This window comes from Sphingomonas sp. 1F27F7B (genome assembly GCF_005503355.1).
In the GTDB taxonomy this organism is placed as follows: Bacteria; Pseudomonadota; Alphaproteobacteria; order Sphingomonadales; family Sphingomonadaceae; genus Sphingomonas.
The window spans coordinates 128,766-142,234 of sequence record NZ_SCMK01000003.1 but is presented as its reverse complement, the minus strand read 5'-3'; the positions used below and the strand labels follow the sequence as shown (position 1 = coordinate 142,234).

Annotated in this window: 11 protein-coding genes; 7 read left to right on the top strand and 4 right to left on the bottom strand. The window is 67.2% G+C overall.

Annotated features, from left to right (window positions below; genetic code table 11):
* Positions 1–85: 85 nt before the first annotated feature.
* The 3 genes from FFS08_RS03810 to FFS08_RS03800 form a co-directional block, all read right to left on the bottom strand.
* Entirely contained in the window at positions 86–1,534 is a 1,449-nt protein-coding gene (locus FFS08_RS03810) for an AMP nucleosidase (protein WP_137863280.1), read from the bottom strand.
* 179 nt (positions 1,535–1,713) lie between these two features.
* Positions 1,714–1,968 carry a hypothetical protein gene (locus FFS08_RS03805; RefSeq protein ID WP_137863279.1) on the bottom strand — a complete coding sequence of 85 codons (255 nt, stop codon included), beginning with the start codon at positions 1,966–1,968 and terminating at the stop codon, positions 1,714–1,716.
* A gap of 70 nt (positions 1,969–2,038) precedes the next feature.
* Positions 2,039–2,521: a peroxiredoxin gene (locus tag FFS08_RS03800; RefSeq protein WP_137863278.1), complete on the bottom strand. Its 483-nt coding sequence runs from the start codon at positions 2,519–2,521 to the stop codon at positions 2,039–2,041.
* A gap of 102 nt (positions 2,522–2,623) precedes the next feature.
* On the opposite strand from FFS08_RS03800, the gene FFS08_RS03795 reads away from it, so the two are divergent.
* Positions 2,624–3,184, top strand: coding sequence for a YqgE/AlgH family protein (locus FFS08_RS03795; protein WP_137863277.1), 561 nt, complete (start codon positions 2,624–2,626; stop codon positions 3,182–3,184).
* 9 nt (positions 3,185–3,193) lie between these two features.
* On the opposite strand, the gene FFS08_RS03790 is transcribed toward FFS08_RS03795, so the two are convergent.
* The gene (locus FFS08_RS03790; protein ID WP_137863276.1) at positions 3,194–3,739 is read right to left on the bottom strand and encodes a hypothetical protein; all 546 of its coding nucleotides are present in this window, start codon (positions 3,737–3,739) and stop codon (positions 3,194–3,196) included.
* Between the two features lie 250 nt (positions 3,740–3,989).
* Here FFS08_RS03790 and ahcY point away from each other — a divergent pair, with 250 nt between their 5' ends.
* From ahcY to FFS08_RS03760, 6 genes are all read left to right on the top strand, one after another.
* Positions 3,990–5,390, top strand: coding sequence for an adenosylhomocysteinase (gene ahcY, locus FFS08_RS03785; protein ID WP_137863275.1), 1,401 nt, complete (start codon positions 3,990–3,992; stop codon positions 5,388–5,390).
* A 302-nt stretch (positions 5,391–5,692) separates the two neighbouring features.
* Positions 5,693–8,662, top strand: a complete 2,970-nt coding sequence (locus FFS08_RS03780; protein WP_249341124.1) for a TonB-dependent receptor plug domain-containing protein — start codon at positions 5,693–5,695, stop codon at positions 8,660–8,662.
* A 149-nt stretch (positions 8,663–8,811) separates the two neighbouring features.
* Positions 8,812–11,154, top strand: a complete 2,343-nt coding sequence (locus FFS08_RS03775) for a PAS domain-containing sensor histidine kinase (protein WP_137871813.1) — start codon at positions 8,812–8,814, stop codon at positions 11,152–11,154.
* Complete coding sequence (gene tsaE / locus FFS08_RS03770) at positions 11,151–11,594, top strand: tRNA (adenosine(37)-N6)-threonylcarbamoyltransferase complex ATPase subunit type 1 TsaE (protein WP_137863272.1); 444 nt, start codon at positions 11,151–11,153, stop codon at positions 11,592–11,594. Before FFS08_RS03775 ends, tsaE begins: the two co-directional genes overlap by 4 nt.
* Entirely contained in the window at positions 11,591–12,607 is a 1,017-nt protein-coding gene (locus FFS08_RS03765) for an aminoglycoside phosphotransferase family protein (RefSeq protein ID WP_171012469.1), read from the top strand. The genes tsaE and FFS08_RS03765 overlap by 4 nt, the downstream gene beginning before the upstream one ends.
* Positions 12,604–13,365 (top strand): nucleotidyltransferase family protein, encoded by a 762-nt coding sequence (locus tag FFS08_RS03760; RefSeq protein WP_137863270.1) that lies wholly within the window; start codon positions 12,604–12,606, stop codon positions 13,363–13,365. Before FFS08_RS03765 ends, FFS08_RS03760 begins: the two co-directional genes overlap by 4 nt.
* Positions 13,366–13,469: the final 104 nt, after the last annotated feature.

Sequence of the window (13,469 nt, the reverse complement as noted above, 5' to 3'; positions counted from 1 at the left end):
TGAAGGGACTCCAACGCACGAATTCCAACACGGACCCTCCCGGCCTCTGCCATCCCCGCAAAGGCGGGGACGGCGAGCGCAAGGGTCATCTGAACGGCGGCTCGTTGAACGCGCGCAGCTTGCGCGAATGGAGGCGCGGGCCCTCGCGGCGCAGTTCCTCGCAGGTCTCGATGCCGATCTTCAGATGCTCGGCGATGGCGCGCTCGTAGAAGCGGTTGGCCTGGCCGGGCAGCTTGAGCTCGCCGTGGAGCGGCTTGTCGGAGACGCAGAGCAGGGTGCCATAGGGTACGCGGAACCGATAGCCCTGCGCCGCCAGCGTGGCGGACTCCATGTCGATGCCCACCGCGCGGCTCAGCGAGAAGCGCAGCGCAGACTTGGAATAGCGCAGCTCCCAGTTGCGGTCGTCGGTGGTGACGATGGTGCCGGTGCGCAGCCGCTGCTTGAGCTCCTCGCCCGACTGGCCGGAGACCGTCTCGGCCGCGCGGGCGAGGGCGAGCTGGACTTCGGCGATCGCCGGGATCGGGATTTCGGGCGGCAGCACGTCGTCCATGATGTGATCGTCGCGGAGATAGGCATGGGCGAGGACATAGTCGCCGATCCGCTGGCTGGGGCGCAGGCCGCCGCAATGCCCGATCATCAGCCACGCCTCGGGGCGTAGTACCGCGAGATGGTCGGTGATCGTCTTGGCGTTGGAGGGGCCGACGCCGATGTTGACCAGGGTGATGCCCGAACCGTCGGCGGCCATCAGGTGATAGGCCGGCATCTGGTGGCGCCGCCAGGCCGAGGTGTCGTTGAGCAGCCGGTCGGTATCGTCCCCGGCCTCGACCAGGATGCCGCCCGCGCCCGAGACGCCGGTGAAGCGCGAACCTTCGCCCAGCTGCTCCACGGCCCAGCGGACGAACTCGTCGACATAGCGATGATAGTTGGTGAACAGGATGTACTGCTGGAAATGCTCGACCGGGGTGCCGGTATAGTGGCGCAGGCGGGCCAGCGAGAAATCGGTGCGCAGCGCGTCGAACAGCGCGAGCGGGCGGGTGTCGTCGGTCGACAGCCATAGCCCGTCGGCGATCTCGTCGCCGATATGCGCCAGCTCGGTCGCGGGGAAGTGGCGGCCCAGTTCGGTGACCGAGATCTGATCCATGTTGGCGATGTGGCCGGGATCGAGGACATAGGGGAACGGGATCTCCTGCCGCCCGGTAACGGCATGGACCTCGACGTCATAGTCCTCGATCAGCAGAGTCAGCTGCTCGGTGAGGTAGCGGCTGAACATCGCCGGGCGCGTGACCGAGATGCGATATTCGCCTTCCTCGACCAGCCGGCCGAACGAGCGGCGCGGAGTGGGGCGGCCGCGTTCCTCGCCGCCGCGATAGACGAGGCGCAGCTCGGGATAGGCGAAGCTGCCGTCGATCCGATCCTCCGGGTTCGGCGGCGTACCATCGTTGATGTAGCGGTTGAGGGCGGCTTTGAGGCGATCGACCGAGGCGTTGTAGAGGCGCTCGAGATCGGCGACGATGTCGGAAGCTTGTTGAGTCATCTTCGAGGGCTAAGCCCCAAAGATGACTCTGGCAAGACTTGGAGAATCAATTCCTCCCCGAGCCTGTCTCCGGGGGGGGCGAGCATCGCAAGGCGATGGCGGACGGACAGCCGCGCCCGGCCGCGAGGCGGCTTCGTCGCGCGGTCTGCCTCACCCAGCTGGCTCCGCAGGGAGCCCAATCACTTCTTCGCGTCGTCCGGTGCCGGTTCCTTGTCGCCGCCCAGCTGGGTGGCGGCATAGGCAGCGCCGCCAACGGCGGCGGCCACGCCCGCGGCGATGCCCGCCGCTGCGATCGGATGCTCCTTCACCGCGGCGACAGTCGCGTCCACGGCATCGCCGATCGCTTCCTGTGCCTGGGCCAGGAAGCTCTTCGCGCCTTGGGTCGCTTCTTCCAAAGTCGTCGGTGCAGCGTTGGCAGTCTCGGTATCGGCCATGACGGTCCCTTTCTGAAAGCTCGTGGAATCAACTCCACGAGCCTCCAGCGGTTCCGTTACGGCCTCGATCTTACAGCTTGGCGAGCAGATATTCGGCCGAGCTGACTTCGAACTGGCCCGGCGCCTCGACATGAAGCTGCGCGACCACGCCGTCATCGACGAGCATCGAGAAGCGCTGGCCGCGCGTGCCCATGCCGAACTTCGAGCCGTCCATGGTGAGGCCCAGCGCTTCGGGGAAGGCGCCGTTGCCGTCGGCGAGCATCGTCACCTTGCCGGCCACGCCATTGGCCTGGCCCCAGGCGCCCATCACGAACGCGTCGTTGACGGCGGTGCAGGCGACCTCGTCCACGCCCTTGGCCTTGATCTCCTCGGCCTTCTCGACGAAGCCCGGCAGGTGCTTGGCCGAACAGGTGGGCGTGAAGGCGCCCGGCACCGAAAAGAGCGCCACCTTGCGGCCGGCGAAGAAATCGTCCGAGCTGACCTGCTCGGGGCCGCCCTCGGTCGCCTTGACGAAATTGACGCTGGGAACGCGGTCGCCAACCTGGATGGTCATTCTACTCTCCTCGGGAATGATGAGTCGCCTGCCCCAATCGGCTCCCCGGCGATGATTTTCAAGCGTGGCGGAGCCGAAACGGTGCGGCTACGTTGAGCGGCCATGGATTCGACGCGCTTCCTCACCGGCCAGTTCCTCCTCGCGATGCCCGGCATCGGCGATCCCCGCTTCGAGCGCGCGGTGATCGCAGTGTGCGCGCATGATGTGGAGGGCGCGCTCGGCATCGGCATCGGCGACACGATCGACGGGCTGACGCTGCACGACCTGCTCGAGCAGTTCGAGATCGCGCCCGGCGTCGCGCCCGACACGCCGGTGCATTTCGGCGGACCGGTCGAGCCGCGCCGCGGCTTCGTGCTTCATTCGCCCGATTGGGGCGGGCAGGACACGATCGAGGTGGGCGGCCGCTGGTCGCTTTCCGGCACGATCGACGTGCTGCGGGCGATCGCGGAAGGGACGGGGCCGTCGCGATGGCTGGTCGCGCTGGGCTATGCCGGCTGGGGCGAAGGCCAGCTCGACAGCGAGATGGCGCGGCATGGCTGGTTCAACACGACCGGCACGCCCGACCTGATCTACGACATCGATGCCGAGGAGCGCTGGGCACTCGCCTTCGCAGGGGCGGGCATCGATCCCCGTCTGCTGGCGAACAGCGCGGGCACCGCCTGAAGCGCCGGGTCAGGGCTTCGCGTCGACGGCCGGCTCGTCGTCTCCGCGGACATAGACCTTGCCCTCCAGCATCTTGATGCGGATCAGCGTGTCCCGGTGCGGGGAGGTGCAGAAGCTGGAGGTGCCGTTGATCTCGGTCTTCTCCCGGGTCTCGCGGTGCCGCAGCACGAAGCGGACGGGCATGTTGCAGGTGCTGGCGCTTCCCGTCTTGAAGCGCAGCGTCGCCTTGCTCGGCCATAGCGGCTGGGGGAACTGGTTGTGGCTCCAGCGTGCGCTCTCCCCCGGCTTGGCGGAATCGAGGTACAGGCCGATCACGTCATAGCCGCTGGTGTCGTTGACGATCAGCACGCAGCCGAGGCTCCAGCAATTGTCCCGGACCTGCTGGCTGGCACCGCGCATGACCGCCATCATCGCCTGGGCGTTCTCGAACGACATGCCGCGCGGCGGGACCACGCCGGCGCTGTTCACATCCTCGGCAACGCCTCCCTGCTGGGCAGCGGCGGGTCGAGCAAGGGCAATCGCAAGCAGGAATGCGGACGCAATGAGGCGGAACATGGATTGGGCTCGCGCTACGAGATGGACGCGGGCGGCGCTATGCCTTGGCCCGCGAGATTCGTCACTTGCAAAAATGCGCCGAAGCGGTTGCGATCATCGCGAATTCGGAGGGCCGTTTCGGGCCGTCGCGAGACGTCATATAAAGATATCTTTATATTTGGAATTGCGCCTGCCCGGCGAAGCGGCTAGGGCGCGGCCATCGCGGCCGGCGATTCCCGGCGCGCAATCGATTCACATCTGGAGACAGCTCGTGGCTACCGTGCTCGACAAGGATTACGTCGTTAAGGACATCTCGCTCGCCGATTTCGGCCGCGCCGAGATCAACATCGCCGAGACCGAGATGCCCGGCCTGATGGCGCTCCGTTCGGAGTTCGGCGCGTCGCAGCCGCTCAAGGGCGCGCGCATCACCGGCTCGCTCCACATGACGATCCAGACCGCCGTACTGATCGAGACGCTGACCGCGCTCGGCGCGCAGGTCCGCTGGGCGACCTGCAACATCTACTCGACGCAGGATCACGCCGCCGCCGCCATCGCCGCCACCGGCGTGCCGGTGTTCGCGGTGAAGGGCGAGAGCCTGGCCGAATATTGGGACTATGTCGGCTCGATCTTCGACTGGGGCGACGAGACCTGCAACATGATCCTCGACGACGGCGGCGATGCGACGATGTTCGCGCTGTGGGGCGCCAAGCTCGAGGCCGGCCAGTCGTTCGGCGAGCCGGAGAATGACGAGGAAGTCGAGATGCAGCGCGCGGTGAAGGAATTCATCAAGCGCAAGCCGGGCTACCTCACCGAGACGGTGAAGAACATCAAGGGCGTCTCGGAAGAGACCACCACCGGCGTGCACCGCCTCTACCATATCGCCAAGAAGGGCGAACTGCCGTTCCCGGCGATCAACGTCAACGACAGCGTCACCAAGTCGAAGTTCGACAATCTCTATGGCTGCAAGGAATCGCTGGTCGACGCGATCCGCCGCGGCACCGACGTGATGCTGGCCGGCAAGGTCGCCACCGTCGCCGGCTTCGGCGACGTGGGCAAGGGCTCGGCCGCGTCGCTGCGCAACGGCGGCGCGCGCGTGCTCGTCACCGAGATCGACCCGATCTGCGCGCTGCAGGCGGCGATGGAGGGCTATGAAGTCGTGACGATGGAAGAGGCGGTCACTCGCTCGGACATCTTCGTCACCGCCACCGGCAATGCCGATGTGATCACCGCCGAGCACATGGCCGGCATGAAGAACATGGCGATCGTCTGCAACATCGGCCACTTCGACAGCGAGATCCAGATCTCGGGCCTGTCGAACTACAAGTGGACCGAAGTGAAGCCGCAGGTCGACCTGGTCGAGTTCCCGGACGGCAAGCAGATCATCATCCTGTCGAAGGGTCGCCTGGTGAACCTGGGCAACGCGACCGGCCACCCGTCGTTCGTGATGTCGTCGTCGTTCACCAACCAGACGCTGGCGCAGATCGAGCTGTGGACCAAGTCGGACACCTACAAGAACGACGTGTACGTCCTGCCGAAGCATCTCGACGAGAAGGTCGCCGAGCTGCACCTCGAGAAGCTGGGCGTGAAGCTCACCAAGCTCTCGCAGAAGCAGGCCGACTATATCGGCGTGCCGGTGGCGGGGCCGTTCAAGCCGGATCACTATCGCTACTGATCCCGTCGCGGAATCGCACGAGAAAGGGCCGCGCTTCCCCCGGGGGGAGCGCGGCCCTTTTCGTTAATATCTCCGTTACTGTAACATTGTTGTAATTATGCAACGTGCCGAAAGAAAGCGTTGTCGAGCCGCAACTAACTTGCCGTTTCCCGCGTCCTGGTCCCGCTTCGGACAAAGGCCAGCAACAATCGATTCCGAGGACGGAGCAGTCTTTTCTAAAGGGATGAAGTATGCGTCGTTTTCTCTCCCCTCAACGGGGCTGCCTGTCGTTGACCGCGTCTGCCGCGGTTCTTGCTCTCGCCATGATCGCCACTCCGGCAGCGGCGCAGACCGCTGACCAGGCGCCGCAGGATGCCGCGGCGCCCCAGGACGATCAGCCTGCCGCTGCGGAGGGCACGATCGTCGTGACCGGCTCGCGCATCGCGCGCCCTGAGTTCGACACCGTGCAGCCGACCCAGGTGGTCGGCGCCGCCCAGATCGAGTCGCGCGGCTACACCAATGTCGGCCAGGCGCTGCGTGAAATTCCGTCCTTCGGCCCTCCGGGCAACAGCGCGGTCGGCGCGCAGTCGTCGTTCGGCCCGGCACAGACCTTCGTCGACTTCTTCGGCCTCGGCACGCAGCGCACGCTCGTGCTGGTCAACGGCCGCCGCTTCGTCTCGTCGAACACCGCGAGCATTTTCGGCCCGGTCTCGCCGGGCAGCCAGGTCGACCTCAACAACATTCCGACCACGCTGGTCCAGCGCATCGAGACCGTCGCCATCGGCGGCGCGCCGATCTACGGCTCGGACGCGATCGCAGGCACCGTCAACATCATCCTCAAGAAGGATTATGAGGGCCTGGAGATCGGCGGCCAGTACGGCATCTCGCAGGAAGGCGATGCCCCCGAGGCGCGCATCAACATCCTGGCCGGCAAGAACTTCGCCGGCGGCCGCGGCAACATCGTGATCGCGGCCGAATACAACAAGACGACCGGCTTCACCTCGGCCGACCGGGCGATCACCGCGGCGGGCAATTTCTTCGGTACGCCGCCGGCCTCGCTGGGCTCGCCTTTTCAGCGCGTGCTCTATCCGTCGCAGCGCTACACTGCCTTCACTTCGGGCGGCGTGCCGTTCAGCGACGACGATTATCTCGCATCGCGCTCGGGCATCCGCGATGCCAGCGGCCAGCTGCTCCAGTTCGGTTCCAACGGCCGCCTCGTCCCGCTCAATCTCGGCACGGTGATGCGCCAGGGCTTTATCAGCAGCGGCGGCAACGGCTTCGATCTGCCGGCGCAGAGCAACTTGCTCACGAGCTCGGAGCGCTACCTGGCCAATGCGCAGCTCAACTATGAGCTGACCGACCATGTCCGCTTTTTCGGCGAGGCCTGGTATTCGCACAACAAGGGCGTCAACCTGATCGACCAGCCCAACTACAACACCGCGCTGTTTGATGCCGCCGGCACGCCCGACGGCAACCTGTTGCTGTCGATCAACAACCCGTTCCTGAACCCGGCCGACCGCGCGACCATCGCGGCGAACCTGCCGGCGGGCGCCACCCAATTCTATGTCGGGCGTGCGCTTTCCGACCTGACGACCGGCCGCGCCGAGGCGAATGTCGAGACCTATCGCTTCGTCGGCGGCTTCGCGGGCGACTTCTCGCTCGGCAGCCGCCAGTTCCAGTGGGAAGTGTCGGCGAACTATGGTCGTTCGCAGACGGTCGGCAAGAACTACGAGCTCGTCAACGACAACTTCTTCAACGCGCTCGACGCGGTGCAGGACGGCAACGGCAACATCGTGTGCCGCCCGGGCTACACCAACTCGCCCGCCCAGACGATCAGCAACACCTGCGCGCCGCTGAACATCTTCGGCGTCGGCCAGGCCAGCCAGGCCGCGAAGGATTATATCTTCGCGATTGCTCGTCCCGTCTCGACCAACGATCAGCTGGTGTTCAACGCGAACGTCACCGGCCCGGTGTTCTCGCTGTTCGGCAACGACGTGAGCGTTTCGCTCGGCTATGAGCATCGCCGGGAATCGACCAAGTTCGATCCGGGCTCCTATTATTACGGCCATGACAATGGCGACGGCACGCGTACCCAATATGGCCGCATCATTCCGATCGATCCGATCAGCGGCTCGTTCAACACCAACGAAGTGTTCGGCGAACTTCGCATGCCGCTCGTCACGCCGGAAAACGGCCTGAGCTGGCTGAAGACGGTCGAGTTCGACGGCGCCGCGCGCTGGGTACACAACTCGCTCTCGGGCGGCGATCTCACCTGGACCGCGGGCGGCCGCATCGGCTTCATCCGCGACATCACCTTCCGCGGCAACTTCACCCGGTCGATCCGCTCGCCGGCCATCACCGAGGCGTTCAACCCGACCTCGCGGGCCTTCGATGTTGGCAGCGATCCGTGTGACACGCGCTATGTCGGCAGCGGCCCGAACCCGGCCGTCCGCAAGGCGAACTGCACCGCGGCGGGCATCGACACCACCAACTTCACGTCGAACTACAGCGACTTCACCGTGCCGGTGACGGTCTCGGGCAATCCGGGGCTCAGCAACGAGAAGGCGAACAGCTGGACCGTGGGCGCGGTGATCCAGCCGAGCTTCGCGCGCAGCTTCACGCTGGCGGTGGACTGGGTGAACATCAAGCTGACCGATGCGATCACGTCGCTCGGCGGCGATGACATCCTCAATGCCTGCTATGACTCGCCCAGCTATCCGAACAGCTTCTGCGGCCTTGTCGATCGTAATTCCGCCGGCCAGATCACGATGATCCGCGAGGGCTATTACAACGCGGCTTCCTACCAGACCTCGGGCCTCACGGTCACCGCGGCCTATCGCCTGCCGCTGGAGCGTGTCGGGGTCAACAATGCGGGCGTGCTCGGCCTCTCGGTGAACTATTTCTATCGTGACAAGCTGGAGCAGCGCGTCGGCACCGGCGACGTCAACCACCTTGCAGGCGAGATCGGCTATCCGCACCATTCGGGCACGGCCAATTTCACCTATGAGAGCAAGGGCTTCAACGCGCTCGTCCAGGCCCAGTATTTCGGCAAGAGCAAGTATGACGTCGATGAGGCTCCCAATGCCCGCAACATCATGGGCGTGGGCGACTGGTGGCTGTTCAACGCCACGGTCGGCACCCGAGTGAACGATCAGTTCAGCCTGAAGCTGATCGTCGACAACGTGTTCAACGTGAAGCCGCCCTATCCGGCGCCGGCCGGCGGTGGCACGGTGACCTATTATTCGGGAATTCTCGGCCGCTATGCGCGCATCGCAGCCAGCGTGAAGTTCTGATCGTCAACTCAGGTTGACGCAGTAACGAAGGGGTCCGGCGTGCCGGGCCCCTTTTCGTTTGCACGCGGGCAGCATCCAGCCTTCCCGACCGGCGATGCATTGCCTAAGGATTGCGCCATGACAGTGCGCAAAGGCTGCGGGGACGCGGCTTGATCCATATTTCACAGGCATCCGCGATCGTCGCGGGCGGGGTCCTCGCGCTGCTGCTGGTCGGTGCCGTCTGGGCGCTGTACCTGGGCCTGCGCGCGCGGGCGGAAGCCGCGGCGATCGCCGATGCCAATACCCGTCTCGCCGCGCTGGTGAGCGGATCGCCCGCCCAGGCGATGCTGGTCCGCGCCGATGGCCGGATCGAGCTGCCGCGCCGGCTGGGCGATTGGCTGGGCTTCCGGGAATTGCCGCGCGAGCTGGCCGAGCTGAGCGGGGGCGAGGTGGGCTTGTTGCCCGAGGATGCCGGCATGCTGGGCGTGCACGTCGCTGCCGCGCAGAAGGCGGGCAAGCCGTTCAGCCTCTCGGTGCGCGTGCGCGGCTCGGAGCGGGCCCTGCTGGTGATCGGCGAGCGGGCGCCCCAGGCAGTCAACGCGCCGGGCGGCGTGGTGCTCTGGTTCCTCGATGCGACCGAGAGCCAGGCCGAGATCAATCGCCTCCAGCGCGAGGCGAGCCGGCTGCGGGCCGCGTTCGATGCGCTGACTGCCCTGATCGAGGCGGCGCCGATGCCGATGTGGTATCGCGGCGGCGATCTGCGCCTGCTGATGGTCAACTCGGCCTATGTCGAGGCCGTCGAGGGCAAGGATGCCGAGGATGTGGTGGCGCGCGGACTGGAGCTGGTCGAGGGCGTCGGGATGGGCGGTCCGCTCGCCAATGCCGCGATCGCGCGCGATACCGGCGAACCGCAGACCGCGGCGATGCCGGCGACGATCGGCGGCAAGCGCCGGATGCTGCGCCTCCACGACATGCCGCTGCCCACCGGCGGCGTCGCGGGCTTTGCAGTGGACATCGAGGAGCTGGAGCAGGCGCGGGGCGGCCTGAAGCGCTTCGCCGCCGCGCAGCGCGCGATGCTCGACCGGATCTCGGCCGGCGTCGCCCAGTTCGGGGCGGATCGCAGCCTGATCTTCTCCAACCAGCCGTTCCGCCGCATGTTCGCGGTGAAGAACGAATGGCTGGCCGACCGGCCCGAATTCGATCGCGTGCTCGATCGGATGCGCGAGGCCAATCGCCTGCCCGAAGTGCGCGATTATCCGGCCTGGAAGGCGGAGCGGCGCGAATGGTTCGTCGCGCCTGATGCAGTCGAGGAGACGTGGAGCCTGGGGGCGACGCACCTGCGCGTCGTCGCCCAGCCGCTGCCCGAGGGCGGCCTGCTGCTGCTGTTCGAGGACCGGACCCAGCAGTTCGAGCTGCAGCGCGAACATGGCGAGATGCAGCAGGTGCGCACCGCCACGCTGGAGAGCCTGGCCGAGGCGGTCGCCGTGTTCGGCAAGGGGCGGCTCCAGCTGTGGAACCGCAAGTTCCGCCAGGTCTGGGATTTCGAGGACGCTTTCCTCGACAGCCATCCCCAGGTGCAGCAGCTGGTCCGCGCGGCCGGGCCCAGGCTCGCCAAGGCGTCGCGCGCCGACATCATCGGCGACCTGATCCGCATCGCGGCACAGGATCGCCAGTCGCGCGGCTCCAGCATCGCCTTTGCCGATGGCCGGCATTTCGACGTTACGGCGGTGCCCTTGCCCGATGGCAACGCCCTGGTGACGATGCTCGACACCACCGACCATCACCGGGCCGAGCGCGCGCTGCGCGACCGCAACGAGGCGCTGGAAGCGGCGGACCGAGTGAAGACCGCCTTCGTCGCGAACATGAGCTACGAGCTGCGGACCCCGCTCACGTCGATCAAGGGTTTCGCCGAGATGCTGCACGGCGGCTTTGCCGGCCCGCTGAGCGCGAGCGGCGGCGAATATGCCGAGGCGATCCTGGTCTCGGTCGAGCGGCTGGGCGTGCTGATCGACGATGTGCTCGACCTGACCCAGAGCGAGGGGGCGCCGCTCGAGAAGGCGCCGGTCGACATCGAGATCGCTGCGCAGAACGCCGCCGAGGCGGTGGCGCCACTCGCCAAGGCCAAGGGCATCGAGCTGGTGGTCGAGGATGCCGGCAGCGCCGGCCGCATCACCGGCGATGCGCGGCGCATCCGCCAGGTGATCGAGCACCTGCTGCGCCATGCCGTGGCGGCGACGCCGGAGCAGGGGCGGGTGCTGCTGCATCTCGACGGCAACAAGCGCGTGGCGCGGGTGATCGTCTCGGACAATGGGCCGGGGATGAGCCGCGAGGCAGCGGCGAGCGCGTTCGATCGCTTCGCCCAGTTCGGCAATGCCCGTGGCGGCGGCGAGCGGACCACCGGGCTCGGCCTGCCGCTCGCCCGGCAGTTCGTCGAGGCGCATCGCGGCCGGATCGAGCTGATCTCGGAGCCGGGCGAGGGGACGCTGGTGACGGTGGAGCTGCCGCGCAAATGATCCTGGACGGGCCCGAGGCCTCGCTCGAACTGGGCCGCAGGCTGGCCGAACTGGCGCATCCGGGCGACGTGATCGCGCTGTCCGGGCCGCTGGGCGCGGGCAAGACGAGCATCGCGCGCGGGCTGCTCGCTGCGCTGGGGCTGGCGGGCGAGGCGCCGTCGCCCAGCTTCGCGATCGTCCAGCCCTATGATCCGCCCGAAGTGCGCTTCCCGGTGCTCCATGTCGATCTCTATCGGCTCGACGATCCCTCCGAGGCAGAGGAGCTGGGGCTCGACGACGCCCGCCATGATTCGCTGCTGATCGTCGAATGGCCCGAGCGGCTGGGGGAGGCGGCGTGGCACGATGCGCTGTGGCTGTCCCTGGATGTGGCACCGGACGGCGCGCGCGCCTTGACAGCGAAAGTGCCGGCGGCATGGAGGGACCGATGGTCCCTGACATGAATCCGCCCGCCGCGGCGCCCGACTTCCTCGTTGCCGCCGGTTGGGGCGGCGCGGAAATCCGTCCGCTTGCCGGCGACGCCTCGTTCCGTCGCTATTTCCGCGTGGTGGAGCATGACCGCACCGCGATCCTGATGGATGCGCCGCCGCCGCACGAGGATCCGCGCCCGTTCATCAACGTCGCCCGCTGGCTCACTGCGCACGGCTTCGCCGCGCCGGAGATCCTGCACGAGGATCTGGGCGAGGGCCTGGTGCTGATCCAGGACTTCGGCGATGCCCGCATGCGCGAGACGGTCGACGCCGCGCCCGAGAGCGAGCTGCGCCTCTACGAAGAGGCGATCGACCTGCTCATCCGACTCGCCGGGCATCCGGCTGCGGCCGACCTGCGCCCCTACAGCCACGCCGAATATCGCCGCGAAGTCGCCCTGCTCCCCGAATGGTATTGCCCCGCGGTCGGGCTCGACGTCGATGGCGAGGGCTATGCCCGGGCCTGGGACGAAGTGCTCGCTCCCGTGCTGGCGGGTCACACGCCTGTCACGGTGCTGCGCGACTACCATGTCGAGAACATCATGCTGATCGACGGTAGCGCGGAAACCTTGGGCCTTCTCGACTTTCAGGACGCGCTGGCGGGCCATCCCGCCTATGATCTCGTCTCGTTGCTGCAGGACGCGCGCCGCGACGTGCCCGAGAGCCTCGAGATCGCGATGCTCGATCGCTACAAGCGCATCACCGGCGCCGGCGACGCGTTCGACATGGCCTATCACGTGCTCGGCGCGCAGCGGAACGCCAAGATCGTCGGCATCTTCACGCGCCTGTGGAAGCGCGACGGCAAGCCGCGCTACCCCGGCCTGTGCCCGCGCGTCTGGACCTATCTCAACCGCGATCTCCGCCATCCCGCGCTCAAGCCGGTGGCGGACTGGTTCGAAGCCAACATCCCCGCCGACATGCGCGGCGATCCGCTGACGATCGCAGGCTCCGGCGCAGGTTCTGGCGCAGGTTCCGGCGCCGGCGCATGAAACAGGCCGCCACCTATTCGCTGCGTCCCAATCCGGACGTGGCCATGCCCGAGACGGCGATGGTGATGGCCGCGGGCCTGGGCAAGCGCATGCGCCCGCTTACCGTCACCCGCCCCAAGCCGCTGGTCGAAGTCGCCGGCAAGCCGCTGCTCGACCACACGATGGATCACCTGCGCGACGCGGGGATCAAGCGCGCGGTGGTCAACGTCCATTATCTTGCCGACCAGGTCGAGGCGCATCTGAAGGCCCGTGCCGGCGATATCGAGGTGCTGATCTCGGACGAGCGCGCCCAGCTGATGGAAACCGGCGGCGGCATCGTCCAGGCCCGGGCGATGCTCGGCGATGCGCCCTTCTTCACGGTGAACAGCGACACGCTCTGGGTAGACGGGCCGATCGACGCGCTCCACGCGCTCGCCGCCGCCTGGGACGATGCGAAGATGGACGCGCTGCTGCTCCTCGTCCCTCTGGCGCGCGCGTTCAGCCATCGCGGCCAGGGCGATTTCCGTCTCGACCCGCTCGGCCGCATCACCGAGCGCCGCAAGCCCGGCCGCCTCGCGCCCTTCGTCTATGCCGGCGCCCAGATCCTCCATCCGCGCGTGATCCGCGACTGGCCGGAGGGGCCGTTCTCGACCAATTTGTTCTGGAATCGCGCGATGGAGCAGGGGCGCCTGTGGGGCGTGGTCCATCAGGGCCTGTGGTTCGACGTCGGCACGCCCGGCGCGGTCAAGGAAGCCGAAGAGATACTGGCGACGGTGTGACGGCATCGCCCGTCGCGCAGCCAACGCCGTCATCCCCGCGCAGGCGGGGATCCAGAGCCCCAGGCGATGCACTCCGTTACCCTGGATCCCCGCCTGCGCGGGGA

Bases quoted from the DNA above. Each gene is read 5' to 3' on its own strand.
- FFS08_RS03810 (WP_137863280.1), bottom strand. From the start codon at position 1,534: ATGACTCAACAAGCTTCCGACATCGTCGCCGATCTCGAGCGCCTCTAC.
- FFS08_RS03805 (WP_137863279.1), bottom strand. From the start codon at position 1,968: ATGGCCGATACCGAGACTGCCAACGCTGCACCGACGACTTTGGAAGAA.
- FFS08_RS03800 (WP_137863278.1), bottom strand. From the start codon at position 2,521: ATGACCATCCAGGTTGGCGACCGCGTTCCCAGCGTCAATTTCGTCAAG.
- FFS08_RS03795 (WP_137863277.1), top strand. From the start codon at position 2,624: ATGGATTCGACGCGCTTCCTCACCGGCCAGTTCCTCCTCGCGATGCCC.
- FFS08_RS03790 (WP_137863276.1), bottom strand. From the start codon at position 3,739: ATGTTCCGCCTCATTGCGTCCGCATTCCTGCTTGCGATTGCCCTTGCT.
- FFS08_RS03780 (WP_249341124.1), top strand. From the start codon at position 5,693: ATGATCGCCACTCCGGCAGCGGCGCAGACCGCTGACCAGGCGCCGCAG.
- tsaE (WP_137863272.1), top strand. From the start codon at position 11,151: ATGATCCTGGACGGGCCCGAGGCCTCGCTCGAACTGGGCCGCAGGCTG.
- FFS08_RS03765 (WP_171012469.1), top strand. From the start codon at position 11,591: ATGAATCCGCCCGCCGCGGCGCCCGACTTCCTCGTTGCCGCCGGTTGG.
- FFS08_RS03760 (WP_137863270.1), top strand. From the start codon at position 12,604: ATGAAACAGGCCGCCACCTATTCGCTGCGTCCCAATCCGGACGTGGCC.